This window comes from Megasphaera sp. UBA4233 (assembly GCF_002395615.1).
GTDB classification, from domain to species: Bacteria; Bacillota; Negativicutes; order Veillonellales; family Megasphaeraceae; genus Megasphaera; species Megasphaera hexanoica.
Window position 1 is genome coordinate 131526 of record NZ_DGXL01000019.1, and the last position, 21838, is coordinate 153363.

Below are 21838 nucleotides of genomic sequence, written 5' to 3' on the forward strand. Positions count from 1 at the left end.
TGCCAGAAAACATAAACGCAGGGAGACGGCATTATGGCTATTGATTTGAATTCGATTGTATCACTGCTCACCGATGATGGATCACCGGAGCATTGGGAAATACAGATTCCCCGGCAGGGAGATCATATACGCGTACGCCGGCTGGGCGGATTGTATTATCATCACGGGATTTATGTCAGCGATGAGGAAGTCATCGCTTTTGCCGGAGATGATGACTATAATCCCATTGACTGGTGGGACACGGAAATCAGGGCGACTTCTCTGGAAGAGTTTCGTCAGGGTGGCATCATTGAAGTGCGGCAGTATACGGAGAAAGAACAGGAACAACTTTGCCCGGTCCCTGAAACCATTGCCTTTGCCAGGGCCTGTATTGGCAATAAAAAATATGACCTGCTGTTTCATAATTGCGAACATTTTGCCAATGCCTGCAAGCTCGGCGTGTACCGCAGTTATCAGACGGAACAGATCCTTTTTGGCAAGGCCATTCCAAAAGCGCTGGAATGTCTGGGTGATGAAACACAGCGTGAGACGTGGCTGAAAGAAGCTGTGCAGGATTTAAAAGCCCAGGTCCTGGATAAGCTGCGACGCGATTCAGAAAAATCAGGTTCATGAGGCGTGGGGGATTTTACTGAAGAAGGTGTTTTACGTGGCGTGGCTGGTACTGGGACTATTTGTAGTATCCCTGATTTTTTGTGTAATATTTCATTTTTCTGTTGTCTGGGCACTGGCGGCAGGATATATATTCTTTTTTTCCTATGGCCTATGGCGTCATATCCCTGCCGGAGAGTTGTGGCAAAATTCCTTACGCGGCTTGAAAACGGTCAGTACCATTCTGATGGTTATGGTACTGATTGGCATGCTGACGACGGTCTGGCGGGCCGGTGGCACGATTCCCATGATTGTATCGCTGGCAGGAAATATGATCCGGCCGGAAGTGTTCTTCGTCATGACCTTTGTGCTGAACTGCTGTATTTCCTGTCTCACCGGGACGGCATTTGGCACGGCCGCTACCATGGGGGTCATCTGTATGTCTGTAGCCAATTTCCTGGGAGCCAGTCCGGTATGGACCGGGGGCGCCATCATGAGCGGGGCTTTTTTTGGCGACCGCTGTTCGCCCCTTTCGACGAGTGCCCTTTTGGTAGCTGCCGTGACGAATACGGACTTCTTTCATAATCTCGTGCTCATGGCACGCCGTGCTATAATACCGTTTGTCCTGTCCTGCGTCATCTATGGACTGGCAGGATGGCATTCCGGAAGCAGTGCAGGGATGGGGCTGGACGTATGGCATTTATTTTCTTCATCGTTCCAGCTGCACTGGCTGACGCTCATACCGGCGATACTGATTATTGTGTGTTCCCTGTTGCAGATGGATGTGCGCAAAACGATGGGACTAAGTATTTTCGTCGCCTTTGTCCTGACCGTGACGCTCCAGCATATGGCGGTGGCTGATCTCCTCCCTATGCTCCTTACGGGATATCGTTGTCCCGAACCGGCACTGGCGGCGCTTCTCGACGGTGGTGGCGTATTGTCGATGCTTCCTTCCATTGCCATTATTGGCCTGTCGGCAACCTACGCCGGTTTGTTTGAACGTACGGGACTGCTCCTGGGAATCCGGCACGGTGTGATGGTGCTGAAAAAATGGCTCAATCCCTTTGGATGCATCTGGATTGTGTCCTTTTTTATCAGTATGGTTTCCTGCGCCCAGACGCTGGCCGTCATCCTGACTGAGCAAATCTGTCAGGACCTGGTACAGGATAAGGAAGACATGATGCTGGCTTTGGAAGATACGGTCATTGTCAGTGCAGCCCTCATTCCCTGGTGCATAGCCGCAGCGGTACCACTGGCAGCTGTATCGGCTCCCGTATCCAGTCTGGCTGCTGCGGTCTATCTGTATCTTCAGCCTCTGTGGAGCTGGAAACAGTGGAAATGATCCTTGACCTGCAATGATAATGTATATAGAAAATCCAAACAAAAAACGGAGCTTGCCATGATGGTACTTTTTTCATGGTAAGCTCCGTTTTTGCTATTATTTCAAAATAAATCGTTCGATGGCTTCTGCGACGGCACCTTCGTTATTGGTAGCTTCTGTGACGACGTTGCAGTACGGCCGGATGGCTTCGTTCAGATTGTGGACGCCGACGCTGAAAGACGCGGCTTTCAGCATTTCCGTGTCGTTGATATTATCGCCAATAGCCAGCGTCTGGCTGATGGGAATATGAAGCAGTCCTGCCAGTTTCCGCAGGGCCGTTCCTTTCGTGACGTTTTTATGGTTGAATTCGATGTACCGGTCACTGGAGTAGCTGACTGTCACGTCGTCGAGGAGAGAGCCGAGCTGCTGTCGGTATCGGTTGAGTGTCGGAAGATCCGGATCCATATAGACGATTTTATAGACTGTCTGCCCTTTGAGAAAATCGAGGGATGGTTCAAATGTTTCTATGTTGGGCATGCGCCCTTCGAGGAATGCCCGTTCAAAGGGAACGTAATTATACAAATATACCTTGCCATAGGGGTAGATATGCATGGTGATATGGTGAGCTACGCCAAAGTCGTAAAGAGCGCTGGCAATATCCCAGGGAAGCCCGTCTTCATAGAGAATGTCATTATGACTGTTTTCCGTAATGAGGGCCCCGTTATAGGAAATGACATATTCTCCCGGTTTTTGGTAAATGCCCAGTGTTTCCTGGATATGATTCAACGATTCAAAGCCCCGGCCCGTGCAGGGAACGAAATGAAGCCCTGCTCCGATAGCCTGGCGTATTGTCTGGATATTGCGCGTACAGATGGTGGCATCGTCACTGAGAAGAGTGCCATCCATATCACAGGTCATGAGAGTATAAGATAACATGGTGTGTCCTTTCACAAAAAAATTAGTATTCCTGTTCCTTACTTACTATACCTTTCATGACGGCCGCTGACAAGAGGGGAAGAAAAAAGACTGGACAGACCGGGCGTTTATCCGTATAATATAGTTGTTTCGTTTACATTTGGAAAGGTATTGAACAAATGAAAAAGTTAGTAGATGATCCACGTCTGATATATAAATGTTGTGATTTGTATTACCGTCAGGAAAAGAGTCAGCAGGAAATTTGTGACATCTTCGGCGTATCCCGGCCATCGGTATCGCGGATGCTGAAATCAGGACGGGAACTGGGCATTGTACGCATTGAAATAGTCAATCCCGATGCTACGGCCTATGGACAACTGGAACGGCAGCTCGAAGAGGCTTTTTCCCTGAAAGAAGCCATCGTGGTTTGTGACAGTCCAGCACAGAGCGGAGCGGAAGTTGGCTGCAGCGCCCTGGGAAGTGCGGCTTTATCCTATCTGGCACGGGTGCTGCATAACGGCGATTACGTTGGGATTTCTATGGGATGGACACTGCTGCAGACGATAAAAGCAGAGTGCGGGAATTTGGAACCGGTCCATTGTACCTTTGTTCCCCTGGTGGGAGGTATCGGCGAAGGGAGTGAAACCCATGCCAATTTTCTCACGGGTGAATTTGCACGGCGTTTTGGCGGGGAGCGGCTGCAGCTCTATTCGCCGGCTATCTTTACTGATCCGGCAGTTCTGGCCGGGTTCCGCAAAGAAAGGGCCGTGTGTCCCGTATTTGATTTATACGACCGCCTGGAAGCCGCCGTTTTTGGTATCGGCACTCTGGATAGCAGCCGGTCTACGGCAGTACGCCTGAATTATGTAGATATCCATACACTGGAAGCGTTTTCTGCTGCTGGTGCCGTAGGGGATATTTCTCTGCAGTATTTCGACCAGGATGGACAGACGGCACCGTATGAATCATATAATGAGCGAGTGGCCGGACTGCAGCTGCAGGATTTGAAGCACGTACCACGGCGCATTGCCATTGCCGGCGGCAGGAGCAAGATAAAAGCCGTACTGGGAGCGTTGCGTGGCGGATTTATAAATGTACTGATTACCGATGAATCCTGCGCCAGAGGAATAGCAGCATTCATACATGAAGAGGAGGAACAGTGAGTGGAAACGATAGCAGCTATAGCTAATGGATTTATGGCTCTTTTTAAGGCGGGCGGAGACACGTTTACGGCTTTTGTCACAGGTATTATTCCGTTGATCATCGTCCTCATGACGGCCGTTAATTCATTAATCAAGATTATCGGGGAGGAACGGTTTTATCACGTGGCCAAAAAGGCGACAAAATATACGCTGACCCGTTATACCGTCGTCCCGGTCCTGGCTATTATCTTTATGGGCAGTCCTATGTGTTTTACCTTCGGGCAATTTGTTGAAGAAAAGTATAAACCGGCCTTTTATGATGCGGCTGTCAGTTTTGTTCATCCGGTGACAGGACTGTTTCCTCACGCAAATGGCAGCGAACTGTTTGTCTATATGGGGATTGCCGCCGGTGTACAGGCCCTGGGCTATGAATTGGGCGAACTGGCCGTGCGCTATTTTCTGGTCGGGATTATCATCATCTTTTTGCGCGGCCTGATTACGGAAAAGATATACCTGTATTTGAAAGCACGCGATGGACGACGGAAAACACAGGAGGCAGATCATGTATAAACCAGTCATTGTACGCCGTGGCAGTGGCGGCTGGGGAGGCCCGCTGACGCTGGTACCGACAGAAGAAAAGCATAAAATCGTCAGCATTACCGGGGGAGGGATTCATCCTCTGGCTGTCAAAATTGCCGATATGTGTGGTGGTGAAGCCGTAGATGGATTTTCCCATGCCATACCGGAAAGTGAAATACTGGCCGTCGTCATCGACTGCGGTGGCACGGCGAGATGCGGTGTCTATCCCCGCAAAAATATCCTGACTATCAATATCCTTCCTGTCGGAAAATCAGGAGCATTGGCACGATTCATGACACCGGAACTGTATGTATCGGATGTCAAGGAAACAAATCTGGATTATGCCGATGAATCGTCGGTTCAGGCGGCCCTGCTCCGTACGGAAGATGTCGATGCCGTCCACAAGAGAGAAGATCTGAAGCGGAAAATTGATGCGGCCCGGGCAGGTCAGAAGCGGAATATCATCACCCGTATCGGAATCAGCATCGGTCAGATTGTCAATAAATTTTACGCTGCCGGCAGGGAAACCATCGATGTGGTCATCAAAAATATCCTGCCGTTCATGGCCTTTGTCAGCATGATCCTGGGCATCATCAATGCCAGCGGAATCGGAACGGTCATTGCCAATACGATTTCCCCCGTTGCCGGTACCCTGCCGGGGATGCTGGTCATTTCCTTTATCTGTGCCATCCCTTTTATTTCCCCGATTCTTGGACCCGGTGCCGTCATTGCCCAGGTGGTGGGGACACTCGTCGGGGCTCAGATCGCACTGGGCAACATCCCCGTGCAATATGCACTGCCAGCATTGTTTGCCATTGATGCCCAGGTAGGGGCAGATTTTGTGCCCGTCGGCCTCAGTCTGGGAGAAGCCGATCCCGACACGATTGAACTGGGGGTGCCGGCTGTTCTTTATTCACGGGTCATTACGGGCCCGCTTTCCGTCCTGATTGCTTATGCAGCCAGTATCGGCTTGTATTAGATTCTGAAGTGGGCTATAATGAAATGTCTGTTTTACAGGACTAAGATATTCATACCAGGGAGGAACTTACTTGAAATACCACAGCGTTATAACGCGTGTCGGCAGTGATGCGCTTCACTTTTTAAAAGAAGATGTGCCATTCATCATTCTTTTCGATGAAACCGTACCGGCAGAACTGGCAGAAATAGCCGTCCTGCACCAGTCACAAAAACTGCTGGCACCTATCGGGCCGGGCGATACGATCCTTTTGGGAGAAAAAGTATATGATGTGACCGCCGTAGGGGACAGCGTCAATCAGACTATGGAAGAACTGGGACACTGCACGCTTTGTTTCAAAGCTTCGGATGTGCCTGACCGGCCGGGCTGTATCATGCTTGGGGGAGATGAAGCTCCCGAAGCCGATGATTTCCAGGACGGCGTCATATTGGAAATCCATTGATGGACAGTATAGATAAAACAATGATTTATACTAGCCCTGATAGCCGTTTGATGATAGAATAATATATACAGCTACTATTATATTTACGATAGGAGAGTAATTCATATGAAAAATGAAGAACTGGCGCAGCATGCGTGCCATGTGCGCAAAAACATCGTCAAGATGCTGACAGAAGCCGGCTCGGGTCATCCCGGCGGATCTCTTTCTATTACAGATATGTTGCAGGTCCTCTATTTCGAAGTCATGCACATCGATCCTAAAAATCCGAAAATGGCAGACCGGGACCGGTTTGTCCTTTCAGAAGGCCATTGTGCACCTGCCTTATATGGGACACTGGTAGAACGGGGATATTTCCCGGAAGAAGAACTGTGGCATCTGCGCAAGTGCGGCGCCATGCTCCAGGGGCATCCTGATATGAAACATACTCCCGGCGTAGATATGTCTACCGGTTCTTTGGGACAGGGCCTTTCTGCAGCTAATGGCATGGCTCTGACAGCCAAACTGGACCAGGCGGACTGGCGCGTCTATGTCATGTGTGGCGACGGGGAAATCCAGGAAGGTATGATCTGGGAAGCCGCCATGTCTTCGGCCCAGTATAAGCTGGACAATCTGACACTCTTCGTCAACCACAACGGGCTGCAGATCGATGGCAGCAACGATGAAGTCATGAATGTCAATCCGATTGATGCCAAATTCCGTGCATTCGGCTGGAATGTCATCGCTATTGACGGCCATGACTATGATTCCATCCGGGCTGCTATTACCCTGGCAAAAGAAACGAAAGGCCGTCCGACGGCAATCATTGCCGAAACCATTAAGGGCAAAGGCGTATCGTTCATGGAAAATCAGGTTGGCTGGCACGGTAAGGCTCCGAATCAGGAACAGTGTGCGCAGGCATTAAACGAACTGGGAGGCGAAGCATAATGGGGACAGCTACTCGTGCCGCATATGGCAATATTCTCAAGACTGAAATCTACAAAAACCCGAAAGTCGTCGTCCTGGAAGCCGATTTGGGCGCTGCGACAAAATCGAATAATTTTAAGATCGTTGCTCCGGAACGGTATTTTGATATGGGGATTTCCGAACAGGATCTGATGGGGACGGCTGCTGGATTTGCTGCCGCCGGCCGGATTCCTATTGCCAGTACCTTTGCAGTATTTGCTACGGGCCGGGCATTTGAAATCATCCGCAATTCCATCTGCTACCCGAATCTGAACGTTAAAATCTGTGCTACCCATGCCGGTCTTACTGTCGGGGAAGATGGCGGTACCCATCAGGCTATAGAGGATATTTCCCTCATGCGGACGCTGCCGAACATGACGGTCATCAATCCGGCCGATGCCAAAGAAGCGGAAGAAGCAGTCAAAGCCGCTGTAGAATACGTCGGCCCTGTATATATCCGCCTCGGCCGTGCTGCCGTCGATGACATCCACGGTGATGATTACAAATTCCAGTGGGGAAAAGGTGAAGTCCTGCGCGATGGCAGCGATGTAGCCATCATTGCAACGGGCATCATGGTTGGTAAGGCGCTGGAAGCGGCAGAAACATTGGCTAAGGAAGGCATCCAGGCGACAGTTGTCAATATCCATACGATTAAACCGCTCGATGAACAGCTTATCATTGATGTAGCCAGGAAGACAGGCAAAGTCGTTACGGCAGAAGAAGCGACCGTCATGGGTGGTCTCGGTTCGGCCGTTGCAGAAACTCTGGCCAGAAACTGCCCGACAAAACAAGCCTTTGTCGGCATCCAGGATACGTTTGGCGAATCGGGATCTCCCGCAGACCTGCTCAAGAAATATGGTCTTACCGCTGACGATATCGTAAAGGCTGCAAAGAGCTTATAAGAACGAACAGATACACAGATAGATATACGAAAGGACATAGCGTGATGGTAGAAACCGTCATGCTATGCCCTTTTTTATGGGGTGAGTACAACAGGTGGTTCTCAGTCGATGGATTGTTCGAGATGATAGATACGGGCGGCATTTTTCCAGAATACGTTTTCCCAGTACGGTTCCGGTACGATGGCTTTGGTAAGGGTGATGTATTCATCCAGGTTGGGCAGGGGCCAGTCTGTACCGAAAAGTACGCGGTCCCAGGCATGAAGATAGACGAGCCAGCCTTTGAGCGTATCGATGTACCAGTGATTTTCCTTCAGGAAACGGTCCATATCGCCGATTCGTCCTTCCAGAAGGCCGGAAAGATCGACGGCGACGTTCTGGTTCTTTTCCAATACGGCAATGGCACTTTCCAACAGCGGATTGCCGATGTGGCACATGACGAGCTGTACATCGGGATGACGGACAGCCGCCTCGTCCAGTGTAAAGGGATGGCTGTATTTTAAAAGAGCGTCATTTGTCGCCGTGAGGCCCGTGTGGATTGCGACGGGTTTATGGTATTTGGCAGCCAGTGCAAAAAACGGGTCCATTTTTTTATCATAGACATAAAAGTGGTTATATCCCGGATACAGTTTAAGGCCGACACAGTCGGGGCGTTTTAGGTGTGCTTCAACGAGCGATAACTGTCTTTCGTGATCTTCTTCAATGGCAAAGCGGTCCAGACCGATGCAATAACGCATAAAGGACGGATAGTGATGTCCCTCTAATGACAACGTTTTATTACCCATGACGATACCGCAGATGATGCCCAGGCGTTTGTATTCTTTTTCCAGATGTTCTGCCGTGTTTTCATGACCGGCGGCGATGGCCAGTTCATTAAAACCGGGAAAATCAGCAAAATGGAAATGGGCGTCAATTATTTTCATCCTATTCAACTTCTTTCTCATGTCTTTTCAAACCATTATATCATAAAGCATCTGTTTTGCCCTGCTGATTCTGCAGACTGCATGTGAATTTTTCCGGACAAACAGTCGATGCTATGGAAGAGAGGCTGAGCCAGAAGAGAGAATCGGCATCGGAAATTTGCCCGTACAGGCGAATTGCCTCGTGTCAGGATACTAATATGTATTATAAAAACGCATATTGGATATAAAAAATACATATAGAAAATACATATAGAAAATACCATGAGAAAAATGGAAATAACCGATTGTCTTAATTCTTTGATTTTTTCCGTTTTCTCCTTTTTTCATCGTGGCATTATTGATGTGCCAAATAATAGCCGGTTTATTTTAAAGTATAGAAATTATAAATAGATTATGATAAAAATCGACTATTTTCCTGTTTACAATTTACGGTATATACTGAGTGTGTCGTAATTTGTAACGTTTTTCGGTAATTCATGAAGGAGCTATTATAAAATGGTAAAAAAAGGTATGCAGATTGGGCTGCTGATTTTTGGCATGACCTTTGGGGCAGGTAATCTGATATTCCCCCCGTCCCTTGGATTTCAGGCCGGGCCTTTATTCTGGCCGGCAATTATCGGATTTATTATTTCTGGTGTCGGCATGCCCGTCGTGTCCCTCATCATGGGGACGTTCAACCCCGGCGGTTTCCGTGCGGAAATGAATAAAAAGATATCTCCATTGTTTTCCCTGGTGTTGCTGACTCTCATTTATCTGGCTATCGGACCACTGATGGCTATTCCCCGTACGGCAGCTACCTCTTTTTCTGTGGGCATTCTGCCTCTGGCCGGTGATGGCACGCTGCAGCTGGCGGTATATACGGCATTGTATTTTGCTCTGGCCTGGTGGCTTTCTATTACGCCATCAAAACTTCTCTCCCGCATTGGCAAGATACTGACGCCTCTCTTTGCCGTTATGATTGTTGCGCTCTTTGTGCTGGGCCTTTCTGCTTTTACGACGACAGAACTGACCGCACCGGCCGGAAATTATGCCATTTCTGCTTTTGGCAGTGGTTTTATAGAAGGGTATAATACAGTCGATACGATTGCTGCTTTTGCTTTTTGTATCATTGCCCTGCAGACACTGCGTCAGATGGGATTTTCCTCCCAGCGTGAATATTATATCAGTGTGTGGGCGGCAGGAGCTTCGGTTGCTATCCTTATGGCGGCCCTTTATCTGGGGCTGGGGCTTCTTGGAAATCATTTTCCTATTCCGGAATCGGTGTATCAGAATCCGGCAGTCAACCTTGGGGCGTATGTGCTGACCCAGGCTTCCTACAGCGTGTTCGGCCCTGTAGGCGTCTGGTTCCTGGCGGTCATGGTCGCCATTACTTGTTTTACTACGTCGGTCGGCCTCATTGCCGCTGTGTCAGAATTTTTTGCCAGCGAGTTTCCCCGGTTATCTTATAAGGCGTATGTCACGATTATTACACTATTCAGCTTTGCAGCAGCCAATCTGGGGCTGAACCAGATTATTCAGGTGACATTGCCGCTCCTGCTGTTTGTGTATCCTATGGCGATTACGGTCGTCCTTCTGATTATCGTCAATAAATTTGTCAGCCTTTCCCGTATTGGCATGCGTCTGGCTGTCGCAGCGGCGGCTGTCTGTGCCGTCATTGACATTCTCCATCAGTTTGCCCATCTGGAAATGGCCGGCCAGATGCTTTCGTATCTGCCCCTGGGTACGAGTGGACTGGGATGGATCGTGCCGGTTGGCGTCGCCATTGCCTTATCGTTTATCCTTCCAGAAAAAGTGACAGGGTCTGTCGATGTCGCAGAAGACCTGCATGGGTGATGAGCTTACATTTTAAATCCTATAGAAAACACAAACCTCCAACTCGACACATGAGCGGTCACATTAAGCACGTTTGGCTTAATGTGACCGTTTTTTGGCTTTTAAGAGCTTGTATGTTTTTTATGTATCCCTACACGAGAAATACCGGTATACCGGTATTTTAAACGTTTAACTATATAAATTAGCTATATGCATATATAACCAGTATGCATAGACGTTACAATGCGATATCTATTGTGCAAGGTACAAACCTTTATATTGAACTTTCCCAGTGGATATACTATACTTGAACCAAGTTCTACATTTATTAGTAATTTGAGAATGGGGGTTTTTATGATGGGTAAGAAAATGATGACCATGGACGGCAACACGGCTGCCGCCTATGTGTCCTATGTATTTACCGATGTAGCAGCTATTTATCCGATTACGCCGAGCTCGACTATGGCAGAAAAAATGGATGAATGGGCAACCCAGGGCGTCAAGAACATGTTCGGCCAGGTTGTTAAAATCCAGGAAATGCAGGCCGAAGGCGGCGCTGCCGGTGCTGTACACGGGTCTCTCGTGTCCGGTGCCCTGACCACGACTTATACGGCTTCCCAGGGCCTGCTGCTTATGATTCCCAATATGTACAAGATTGCCGGCGAACTCCTGCCGGGCGTCTTCCACGTCGCAGCACGTGCTCTGGCCACCAATACCATGTCTATCTTCGGTGACCAGCGCGACGTCATGGCCTGCCGTCAGACCGGTTTTGCCATGCTCGCCGAAGCCAGCGTACAGGAAGTCATGGACCTGGCTGCTGTTGCTCATCTTTCGGCTATCAAAGGCAGCGTGCCGTTCCTCAACTTCTTCGACGGCTTCCGCACATCCCATGAAATCCAGAAGATTGAAGCCTGGGATTACGACGACCTGGCAAAACTCGTAGACCAGGATGCCCTGAAGAAATTCCGCGACCGCGGCTCGTCCCCGGACCATCCGACACTGAAAGGTTCCTTGGAAAACAGCGATATCTATTTCCAGCAGCAGGAAGTACAGAACCGCTACTACCAGGCCCTGCCGGACATCGTAGAAGAATACATGGAAAAAGTATCGGAACTGACCGGCCGGGAATATCACCCATTCACCTACTATGGTGCGCCTGATGCCGACCGCATGATCATCGCCATGGGCTCCCTGTGCGATGCGACGAAGGAAACAGTGGATTATCTCAACACTCACGGAGAAAAGACAGGCCTCCTTTCGGTCCATCTCTATCGTCCGTTCTCGCTCAAATACTTCTTCAAATATATCCCGGAAACGGTCCGGAAGATCGCCGTCCTGGACCGCACGAAGGAACAGGGCTCCTTGGCAGAACCGCTCTATCTCGATGTTACCCAGGCCTACAGCGGCGTAGAAAACGCACCGCTCATCGTAGGCGGCCGTGCCGGCCTCGGCGGCAAGGATACGACACCGACCCATATCCTCAGCGTTTTCGAAAACCTGAAACAGGATACGCCGAAAGACCATTTCACCGTTGCTATTACAGATGACGTGACCAATACGTCCCTGCCGGTCACCAAGGATATCGATACGACACCGGCTGGCACGACGGCCTGCAAGTTCTGGGGCCTCGGCAGTGATGGTACGGTCGGCGCCAACAAGTCGGCTGTCAAGATCATCGGCAACCACACCAACATGTATGCCCAGGCATACTTTGCCTACGACTCCAAGAAATCCGGCGGTATCACCGTATCCCACCTGCGCTTTGGCAAGACACCGATTACGTCTTCCTATCTGATCAATAAAGCCAACTTCGTATCGTGCTCGCAGCAGACGTATGTACACAAATACGATGTACTGGCCGGTATCAAAGACGGCGGCACGTTCCTGCTGAACACCATCTGGGATGCAGCCGAACTGGAACAGAACCTGCCGGCATCGATGAAACGGACCCTGGCACAGAAACATATCCAGTTCTACACGATCAATGCTGTCAAGATTGCCCAGGACATCGGATTGGGCGGCCGGTTCAACATGATCATGCAGTCGGCATTCTTCAAACTGGCCGATATCATCCCCGTTGAAGATGCCGTGAAATATCTGAAAGACGCTGTCGTCACCAACTATGGCAAGAAAGGCCAGAAAGTCGTCGATATGAACAATGCCGCTATCGACCAGGGCGTATCGCAGATCGTGAAAATCGATATCCCTGCAGCCTGGGCCGATGCGACCGATGCACCGGAAGCGCAGAAAGACGTACCGGAATTCATCACGAAACTGCAGAAGCCGATCAATGCCCAGGAAGGGGACAGCCTGCCGGTCAGCGCCTTCCTCGGACTGGAAGACGGTGCCTTCCCGCAGGGAACGGCAGCCTATGAAAAACGCGGCGTAGCTATCAATGTACCGGAATGGCAGGTAGAAAACTGCCTGCAGTGCAACCAGTGCGCCATGGTATGTCCTCATGCCGCTATCCGTCCGGTCCTGACAACGGACGAAGAACTGGCAGCCGCACCGGAAGGATTCCAGGCTAAACCAGCTGTAGGCATGAAAAACATGAATTTCACCATGCAGGTATCCGTCATGGACTGCCTCGGCTGCGGCAGCTGTGCCCAGGTATGCCCGGCAAAAGAAAAGGCCCTGGTCATGAAACCGTTCAGCACACAGGAACAGAAAGCTCCCCTGTGGGATTATGCCATGAGTGTCAGCCGGAAAGCCAACCCGATGAACAAGTTTACCGTCAAAGGCAGCCAGTTCGAACAGCCGCTGCTGGAATTCTCCGGTGCCTGTGCCGGCTGCGGGGAAACGCCGTATGCCAAACTGGTCACCCAGCTCTTCGGCGACCGCATGATGATTGCCAATGCGACAGGCTGCTCCTGCGTATGGGCAGACAGCGTACCGTCTACACCGTACACGACCAATGCCGACGGCCACGGCCCGGCATGGGGCAACAGCCTCTTTGAAGATAATGCCGAATACGGACTGGGCATGTACCTCGGCGTCCGCCAGGTACGGGAAAAGGTAGCCATGGACGTAGCGGAAGTACTGACCAACGACCAGACACCGGCTGATGTGAAAGCGGTCCTGCAGGACTGGTATGATCACCGCGATGACACAGAAGGCACACGGGAACGGGCCGACAAGGTTACAGCCGTACTGGAAGGCGTAAAGGACAGCTGCCCGGTATGCAGACGGATTTATGACCGCCGCGACTATCTGGTAAAACGCAGTCAGTGGATCTTCGGCGGCGACGGCTGGGCCTATGATATCGGCTACGGCGGCCTGGATCACGTCCTGGCCCAGGATGAAGATGTCAATGTCCTGGTCATGGATACAGAAGTCTACTCCAATACAGGCGGCCAGTCGTCGAAAGCGACGCCGACCAGTGCCATTGCGAAATTCGCAGCTGGCGGCAAACGGACGAAGAAGAAGGACTTAGGCCGCATGGCTATGACCTATGGCTATGTCTATGTAGCCCAGGTAGCCCTCGGTGCTGACATGAACCAGTGCATCAAGGCCATCAAGGAAGCCGAAGCCTATAAAGGACCGAGCCTGATTATCGCCTATGCACCGTGTATCAACCACGGCATCAAGAAGGGCATGGGCTTCAGCCAGATAGAAGCAAAGAAAGCCGTACAGAACGGATACTGGCATCTCTACCGGTATAACCCGGATGTAGAAGCAACCGGCAAGAATGGATTCAGCCTGGATTCGAAGGATCCCAAGGGCGATCTGAAGGACTTCCTCCTGGGCGAAGTACGGTATGCATCGCTGCAGAAAGTCTTCCCGGAACAGGCGGAACAGTTCTACGAACGTACGGAAAAAGATATGAAAGACCGGCTCGATTCCTACAAGGAATTGGCAGACAGAAAGTAATACGCAGCAGCATATACGCTCCCGGCATGCAGCCCTGATACGTCAGGGCTGCATGTTTTTTTGCAATCAGATCATAGAGTCATATTCTTAAAAAGTTCTTGACAATTCACGAAATTTGATTCTAGAATATAATAAATAAATATCAGGAGAGCGGGAAAGGATATCTATGACAGTTAAACACATTACAAAACGACAATTGCAGACGGAAGCGAATCGCCAGTATATTATGAACGTAGCCCAGAACCTGTTTTCTCATAACGGCTATGAAAAGACCTCTATGAAAGAAATCAGTACAGCAGCCAAGCTCCCCATCGGGTCTTTATATTATCATTTTAAAAATAAAGAAGACCTGCTGCTGCAGATATGTATTTCCATTGCCCGGACACCCATGCCGAATCTGTCGCAGGATGTGGTGCAGAAGGCCAGGAAACCCTATCAGCATCTGTTCAAGGAAATCGACATGTATGGGGATCTGTGGGCCAATGCCGGTGAAGCTTTCGCTTATAATGTATACCGGACCTTTGAATATATCTACGATACGGAACACAGCTATTTATCCATCGATTTTTACAATAATATGCTCAATTTCATTAAAGTGGCCCAGAGCATTGGCACATTCGACGATACGATTTCGGCAGAAGAAGCGACGGAGTATCTGTTTATGATTATCCGCACCCTGATTTATGAATGGTCTCAGACACGGCATCATCATAAAGATATCTGGCTGTGTGGAAAATACCTGCCACGGATTTTAAAAACATTCGTTAAAGAGTAAAACGCCCGGCCGGGCGTTTTTTCTGATAAAAGGAGATTTTATGATATGAGACCTTTTGTACATCTCCATGTACATACACAGTACAGCCTATTTGATGGCATGTGCCGCATCCCTGACATGGTTTCCCGGGCTAAAGAACTGGATATGCCGGCCGTGGCAATTACCGACCATGGCAATATGTACGGCGTCATCCACCTGTATAAAGAAGCGCTGACCCAGGGAATCAAACCTATCCTGGGGTGTGAAGTCTACATGACACGGGGCAGCCGCATGGACCATCCTGCAAAGGAACGGCTTTGCCACCTGATCCTGCTGGCTAAAAATAATGAAGGCTATCATAATTTAATAAAAATTGTATCTAAAGGGTTTATCGACGGGGAAAATAATTATCACCGTCCCCGCGTGGACTATGACTTGCTGAAAACCTATCATAGGGGACTCATCGCTCTCAGCGCATGCATTGAAGGCCAGATCCAGCAGGATCTCATCAATCGCAACGAAGCGGGGGCGCGGCGTGCGCTGGAAGAACTGGTGTCCATATTCGGGAAAGAGGACTTCTATCTGGAAGTGCAGAATCACGGACTGCCGGAAGAAAAGCTGGTGCGCCATGTTTTCAAAGACTGGGCCCGGGAGTACGGTTTGAAACTGGTGGCGACGAACGACTATCATTATATTTACAAAACCGATGCTCCGGCACAGGAAGTCAAACTCTGCATTTCGACCGGATCTACGCTGGATGATCCCAGCCATTTCCGTTTTTCCAACGATGAATTTTACATGAAAGACGGCGACGAAATGGCGGCTTTGTTTGCCGATATGCCGGAAGCACTCGATACGACCCTGGAAATTGCCGATAAATGTAATGTGACGATTTCTTTCGATGAACGGCACCTGCCCAAATTTCCCGTACCGGAAGGCGAAACCGATACGTCCTATTTGCGCAAACTTTGTGAAGAGGCATTGCCCGGTCGCTACCATCCCGTGACAGATGAAGTGCGGAAACGGCTCGATTACGAACTGGGCGTCATTGAAACCATGGGGTTTCCCTCGTATTTTCTAATCGTCTGGGACTATGTCAAGTTCGCCAGGGATCATAACATTCCCGTCGGTCCCGGCCGTGGTTCAGCTGCCGGTTCTGTCGTAGCCTATCTTCTGGGAATTACCGGGCTGGATCCGCTCAAATATCACCTCCTTTTTGAACGATTCCTTAATCCGGAACGGGTCACCATGCCCGATATCGATATGGATTTCTGCTATGAAAACCGCAGCAAGGTCATCGATTACGTTACGCAGAAATACGGTCAGGACCATGTTGCCCAGATCATCACCTTTGGTACACTGGCAGCCCGTGCCGTCCTGCGCGATGTAGGTCGGGTCATGGATATGCCTCTCAGTGAGGTAAACCGCATCGTCAAAATGGTGCCGGCCGAACTGGGCATTACCCTCGATAAAGCACTCGATGAAAGCAAGGAATTCCGCAGTGAATACGAAACGGACGAACAGGTGCATCAGCTCGTAACGTATGGGAAGATCCTCGAAGGGCTGCCCCGTCATTCGTCTACCCATGCAGCCGGGGTCGTCATTTCCGCTGCTCCTGTCGATGACTATGTACCGGTCCAGTTCTCAAAAGAACACTATCTGACAACCCAGTATGATAAAGACCTCGTCGAAGAACTGGGACTACTGAAAATGGACTTTCTCGGCCTGCGTACGCTGACCGTTATCGGCGATACGATCAAGCTCATCAAGGCTAACCGCGGTATCGATCTCGATATCAATGCCATTCCCCTCGACGACCCGGAAACAGGGAAACTGCTCACCGAAGGAGATACGGCCGGCGTATTCCAGATGGAATCAGAAGGCATAACCAACCTGGTAAAGGAACTTGCGCCGACGCATTTTGAAGACATGATCCCCACCGTGGCCCTGTACCGGCCGGGACCTCTGGGAAGCGGCATGGTAACGGATTTCATCAAACGAAGTCACGGTGAAACGAAGGTGACCTATCTCCATCCACTGCTGGAACCCATCCTGAAAGATACGTACGGTGTCATCCTGTATCAGGAACAGGTCATGCAGATTGCTTCCGCTATGGGCGGATTCACCCTGGGACAGGCCGACCTCCTGCGCCGTGCCATGGGCAAGAAAAAAGAAAAAATACTGGTGGCACAGCGAAAAAATTTCCTGGCAGGCACACAGAAAAATCATATCCCTGATGATATTGCCAATAAAGTATTCGACCTCATGGTCTATTTTGCCGGCTATGGCTTCAACAAATCTCATTCGGCTGCCTATGCCTATATTGCCTGGCAGACGGCCTATTTGAAAGTTCATTACCGCCCGGAATTCATGGCGGCCACCATGACCAGTGTCATCAATGATATCAGCAAAATCAGTTATTATATCCAGGAATGCAAACGCCATGGTGTGCCGGTCCTGTCCCCCGATGTCAATGCCAGCGTCTATATGTTTTCCGTACAGGGAGACAGCATCCGTTTTGGCCTTTCCGGCGTCAAGAGCGTAGGCCAGAACGCCATCACGGAAATCGTGAATAAGCGGGAGCAGGACGGTCCTTATCAGTCACTGGAAGATTTTTGCAGCCGTGTTGATTTCCACGTGGTCAATAAACGGGCCATGGAAAGTCTCATCAAATGCGGGGCAATGGATTCGTTTGGCAAGCGCCGGTCCCAGCTCATGGCCGTCCTCGACCAGGCCATGGCCCTTGGTTCGCTCTATCAGAAAGAACGCGATTCAGGGCAGATGGGTCTGTTTGATATGGAAGAAGAAAAACAGGTATCGTCACTGACTTATCCGGATGTACCGGAATATCCCATCGAAATGCGGCTGGCTATGGAAAAAGAGTATGATGGCTTTTACTTTTCCGGCCATCCCCTCGATGCCTTTCACGATGTCATGGATAAACTGACGCCCTTATCGGCCCTGTACGGGGAACATAAGGAGCAGTACGACGGACGGGTCATGGAAATTGGCGGTCTGATTACGGCCCGGCGGCAGGTCCTGACCAAGCGGAAAGACACGATGGCCATCCTGACCCTGGAAGATTATACCCATACGGTCAGCGTCGTCGTATTTCCCAAGACGTACGGGCGTTATGGCAGTCTGACGGCGGCCGATCTGGCTGTGCGCATCACCGGGCGGGCGGATATTAACGATGAAAGTACTCAGGTCATTGCCGAAAGTATTGCGCCACTAGGAGAAGCGAAGGAAGGTGCCCCCGTGGCCAGTCCCCGTGCAGCCGTTCATGCCGGTGCCATGTGGCAGCTTGGGGGAGGGACGAAATTGTTCATTAAAATCCCGGCCCATATGGAACGGACCGACCTGAGCTCGACCATTGCCGCCGTCCTGAAAAAATATCCGGGACCGGTCAAGGTCTATTTCCATCTCATGGGAAGCCGCAAGACCATACTGACCAACGAACAATACTGGATTACCCCTGACGAAACGCTGCATCAGGAACTCCAGGCACTTCTCGAACCGGGATCGCTCGTACTGAAGTAAAGAGGAATGATACATTCACCTCTTGACAAACGGGGTACAACCTATTAAAATGTCGGATATATGGAAAAGCAATGAACAAGACGGTCTGCAGATACTTCTTGGCAGCGAACCGGGGATAGTGTGAGCCCGGGAAAGAGAGTCTGCAGGCGGATCACTTGGGAGCTGCAGCCGCGTTCCGGCTGACGGGTAGCGCCGTTATCGTGCTATGAGAGTGGCTGCACAGCAGTCAATAGGGTGGTACCACGGTGATTACGTCTTCGTCCCTTTGGGATGGAGACGTTATTTTTTTACTTTTGAAGGAGGATATATAATGGATTACGGTAAAACGCTTCATTTACCAGAAACCGATTTTCCTATGCGCGGCAATCTGCCGAAGCGCGAACCAGATATGATCAAATTCTGGCAGGAAAACAAAATCTATGAAAAACGCTTGAAGAAGAGACAGGGCTGCAAGAAGTTCATCCTGCACGATGGCCCTCCCTATGCCAATGGCAAACTCCACATCGGCCATGCGTTAAATAAATGCCTGAAAGATTTCATCCTGAAATACAAGACCCAGACTGGTCATTATACGAAATATATTCCCGGCTGGGATACACACGGCCTGCCTATCGAACATGCCGTCATCAAGGATACAGGACTCAATCGTCATGAAATCGCACCGCTCGACCTGCGTGCCAAATGCCGTGAATACGCTCTTCAGAATGTCGATATGCAGCGTAAAGATTTCATCCGTTTTGGCGTCCTCGGTGACTGGGAACATCCGTACCTGACATTGCAGAAGCCGGTCGAAGTCGCCCAGATCGGTGTATTTGGAGAAATGGCCAAGAAAGGCTATATCTACAAAGGCCTGAAGACCGTATACTGGTGCCCTCATTGTGAAACGGCATTGGCTGAAGCGGAAATCGAATATAAAGACGATAAATCCTTCTCCATTTATGTAAAATTCAAGTCGGTAGATCTCAACTGCCATATGCCGAAAGGTGCCGATCCGGAAAAGGTATTTGCCCTTATCTGGACGACAACGCCCTGGACTATTCCCTGTAACGTTGCTATCAGCGCCAACGAAGAATTCGACTACGTCTGGGTCCGGATTGGCGATGAATATCTGCTTATGGCCAAGGATCTGGTAGAACCGACCATGAAGGCCGGGAAAGTAGAAGACTACGAAGTGCTGCCGGATGCTATGAAAGGAAAACAACTGGAAGGCCTCGTATTCCAGCATCCGCTCTATGCAGATCGCAAAGTGCCGATTATCCTGGGTGATCATGTTACGCTGGAAGCCGGCACCGGCCTCGTCCATACGGCTCCGGACCATGGCGAAGACGACTTCAATGTCTGCATGAAATATGCAGCCTGGGGCCTGAAGCCGCTGGGCACGGTTGATGGGACCGGTCGTTACACCGATAAGGTTCCCGGTTTTGAAGGCCAGTTCGTATTTGATTCCAATGTGCCGGTCATCAAAAAACTGGCGGAAATCAATGCCCTCTTTGCCAAGAGCACGTTCCGTCACCAGTATCCGCACTGCTGGCGCTGCAAACAACCGATTATTTATCGTGCAACAGAACAGTGGTTTGCTTCTGTTGATGGATTCCGTCAGGAAGCACTCGATGCTATCGACAAAGTCCGCTGGATTCCGTCCTGGGGCCACGACCGCATCTATAATATGATCCGCGACCGCGGTGACTGGTGCATTTCCCGTCAGCGTGTCTGGGGCGTGCCTATCCCTATCTTCTATTGCAAGGACTGTGGCGAACACATCATCAACGATGAAACCATCACTCACCTGCAGAAAATGTTTGCTGAAGAAGGCTCCAACACATGGTGGATGCATGATGTCAAAGAACTTCTTCCCGAAGGCTATAAGTGCCCGCACTGCGGCGGTACAGAATTCCGCAAGGAAGAAGACACGATGGATGTCTGGTTCGATTCGGGCTGCACGCATCAGGGCGTCATGAAAAATGACCCCGATTCCGGTTATCCTGTCGATATGTACCTTGAAGGGTCTGACCAGCATCGCGGCTGGTTCAACAGCTCCTTGCTGACTTCCGTTGCCATCAATGGCATCGCTCCTTATCGTCAGGTCCTGACTCATGGCTTTACCGTCGATGGCGAAGGCCGCAAGATGAGTAAATCTGTGGGCAATACGGTTGCTCCGCAGGAAGTCATCGAAAAATACGGTGCCGATGTCATGCGCCTCTGGGTTGCATCAGCTGACTATCAGGGTGATATCCGCCTCTCGCCGAAAATCCTGAAGCAGCTTTCCGATGTGTATCGTAAGATCCGCAATACCTTCCGCTATCTCCTGGGTAATCTGGCTGATTACAATCCGGCAACCGATGCTGTTGCTTATGAAAATATGTCCGAACTGGATAAGTGGGCACTCCTGCGCATGGAACAGGTTTTGGAAACAGTAACCGATGCCTATGAAAATTATCAGTTCCACGTCATGTATCACGCCATCCATAATTTCTGCACGGTCGATCTGAGTGCTATCTATCTGGATATCATCAAAGACCGTCTCTACACGGAAAAAGCCGATGCTAAGATCCGCCGCAGTGCCCAGACTGCTATGTATCATATCCTCGATACGCTGGTTAAAATCCTGGCACCGGTCCTGTCCTTTACGACGGAAGAAGTATGGCAGAATATGCCCGCTGTAGAAGGCAAAGAAGAAAGCGTACTTCTCACGGACTGGCCGGAAAAACATCCGGAATATCTCGATGCAGATATGGAAAAACGGTGGAACACACTTCTGTCCTATCGCAGCGACTTCATGCGTGCTCTGGAAGTCGCTCGTAAAGACCATAAGATCGGCCATCCTCTCGATGCAGCCGTTACGATTTATGCCGATGGCGAAGACTACGACTTCCTCAGCCAGTGGCAGAAACGCCTGGCAACGCTGCTCATCGTCAGTGAAGTCAACCTCGTAAAAGGTGATGCTCCGGCTGATGCTATGGCTGGTGAACACCATGCAGATACGAAGGTTGTCGTAGAACCGTCGTCTCACGAAAAATGCGAACGCTGCTGGAAACATGATGCCAGTGTCGGTTCGGATCCGGATCACCCGACATTATGTGCCCGCTGCGCCGCTGTATTAAAAGAATAATATTTCTCCGGAAATGCCGGAAACAA

Annotated in this window: 15 protein-coding genes; 13 read left to right on the forward strand and 2 right to left on the reverse strand. The window is 50.2% G+C overall.

The window, feature by feature from the left end; all coding sequences use genetic code 11:
• Window positions 1-33 precede the first annotated feature (33 nt).
• Complete coding sequence (locus B2U90_RS05565; RefSeq protein WP_075581280.1) at window positions 34-612, forward strand: lecithin retinol acyltransferase family protein; 579 nt, start codon at window positions 34-36, stop codon at window positions 610-612.
• Window positions 613-637: 25 nt separating this feature from the next.
• Window positions 638-1930 (forward strand): Na+/H+ antiporter NhaC family protein, encoded by a 1293-nt coding sequence (locus tag B2U90_RS05570; RefSeq protein ID WP_292017313.1) that lies wholly within the window; start codon window positions 638-640, stop codon window positions 1928-1930.
• Window positions 1931-2026: 96 nt separating this feature from the next.
• On the opposite strand, the gene B2U90_RS05575 is transcribed toward B2U90_RS05570, so the two are convergent.
• Window positions 2027-2845 carry a Cof-type HAD-IIB family hydrolase gene (locus B2U90_RS05575; RefSeq protein ID WP_292017314.1) on the reverse strand — a complete coding sequence of 273 codons (819 nt, stop codon included), beginning with the start codon at window positions 2843-2845 and terminating at the stop codon, window positions 2027-2029.
• Between the two features lie 158 nt (window positions 2846-3003).
• Here B2U90_RS05575 and B2U90_RS05580 point away from each other — a divergent pair, with 158 nt between their 5' ends.
• The 6 genes from B2U90_RS05580 to B2U90_RS05605 all read left to right on the forward strand — a co-directional run bounded on the left by B2U90_RS05580 (window position 3004) and on the right by B2U90_RS05605 (window position 7807).
• On the forward strand, window positions 3004-3987 hold the full coding sequence (locus tag B2U90_RS05580) for a sugar-binding transcriptional regulator (protein ID WP_292017315.1): 984 nt from the start codon (window positions 3004-3006) through the stop codon (window positions 3985-3987).
• Window positions 3988-4536 carry a PTS glucitol/sorbitol transporter subunit IIC gene (srlA, locus tag B2U90_RS05585; RefSeq protein ID WP_059075345.1) on the forward strand — a complete coding sequence of 183 codons (549 nt, stop codon included), beginning with the start codon at window positions 3988-3990 and terminating at the stop codon, window positions 4534-4536.
• Window positions 4529-5524: a PTS glucitol/sorbitol transporter subunit IIB gene (gene srlE, locus B2U90_RS05590; protein WP_292017316.1), complete on the forward strand. Its 996-nt coding sequence runs from the start codon at window positions 4529-4531 to the stop codon at window positions 5522-5524. The genes srlA and srlE overlap by 8 nt, the downstream gene beginning before the upstream one ends.
• A 70-nt stretch (window positions 5525-5594) precedes the next feature.
• Window positions 5595-5963 (forward strand): PTS glucitol/sorbitol transporter subunit IIA, encoded by a 369-nt coding sequence (locus B2U90_RS05595; protein ID WP_170088109.1) that lies wholly within the window; start codon window positions 5595-5597, stop codon window positions 5961-5963.
• Between the two features lie 105 nt (window positions 5964-6068).
• Window positions 6069-6887 (forward strand): transketolase, encoded by an 819-nt coding sequence (locus B2U90_RS05600; protein ID WP_059075342.1) that lies wholly within the window; start codon window positions 6069-6071, stop codon window positions 6885-6887.
• Entirely contained in the window at window positions 6887-7807 is a 921-nt protein-coding gene (locus tag B2U90_RS05605) for a transketolase family protein (RefSeq protein ID WP_292017317.1), read from the forward strand. Before B2U90_RS05600 ends, B2U90_RS05605 begins: the two co-directional genes overlap by 1 nt.
• Window positions 7808-7908: 101 nt before the next feature.
• Here the strand turns inward: B2U90_RS05605 and B2U90_RS05610 are convergent, their stop codons facing one another.
• On the reverse strand, window positions 7909-8727 hold the full coding sequence (locus tag B2U90_RS05610) for an amidohydrolase family protein (RefSeq protein WP_292017318.1): 819 nt from the start codon (window positions 8725-8727) through the stop codon (window positions 7909-7911).
• A 495-nt stretch (window positions 8728-9222) separates the two neighbouring features.
• On the opposite strand from B2U90_RS05610, the gene brnQ reads away from it, so the two are divergent.
• The 5 genes from brnQ to ileS all read left to right on the forward strand — a co-directional run bounded on the left by brnQ (window position 9223) and on the right by ileS (window position 21812).
• On the forward strand, window positions 9223-10560 hold the full coding sequence (gene brnQ, locus B2U90_RS05615) for a branched-chain amino acid transport system II carrier protein (protein WP_113855654.1): 1338 nt from the start codon (window positions 9223-9225) through the stop codon (window positions 10558-10560).
• Window positions 10561-10896: 336 nt separating this feature from the next.
• The gene (nifJ, locus tag B2U90_RS05620) at window positions 10897-14409 is read left to right on the forward strand and encodes a pyruvate:ferredoxin (flavodoxin) oxidoreductase (protein ID WP_292017350.1); all 3513 of its coding nucleotides are present in this window, start codon (window positions 10897-10899) and stop codon (window positions 14407-14409) included.
• Window positions 14410-14575: 166 nt separating this feature from the next.
• Window positions 14576-15184: a TetR/AcrR family transcriptional regulator gene (locus B2U90_RS05625; RefSeq protein ID WP_292017319.1), complete on the forward strand. Its 609-nt coding sequence runs from the start codon at window positions 14576-14578 to the stop codon at window positions 15182-15184.
• Window positions 15185-15229: 45 nt separating this feature from the next.
• Window positions 15230-18703: a DNA polymerase III subunit alpha gene (locus tag B2U90_RS05630; RefSeq protein WP_292017320.1), complete on the forward strand. Its 3474-nt coding sequence runs from the start codon at window positions 15230-15232 to the stop codon at window positions 18701-18703.
• 310 nt (window positions 18704-19013) lie between these two features.
• Window positions 19014-21812, forward strand: a complete 2799-nt coding sequence (gene ileS / locus B2U90_RS05635) for an isoleucine--tRNA ligase (RefSeq protein WP_292017321.1) — start codon at window positions 19014-19016, stop codon at window positions 21810-21812.
• The last annotated feature ends 26 nt before the right edge of the window (window positions 21813-21838 follow it).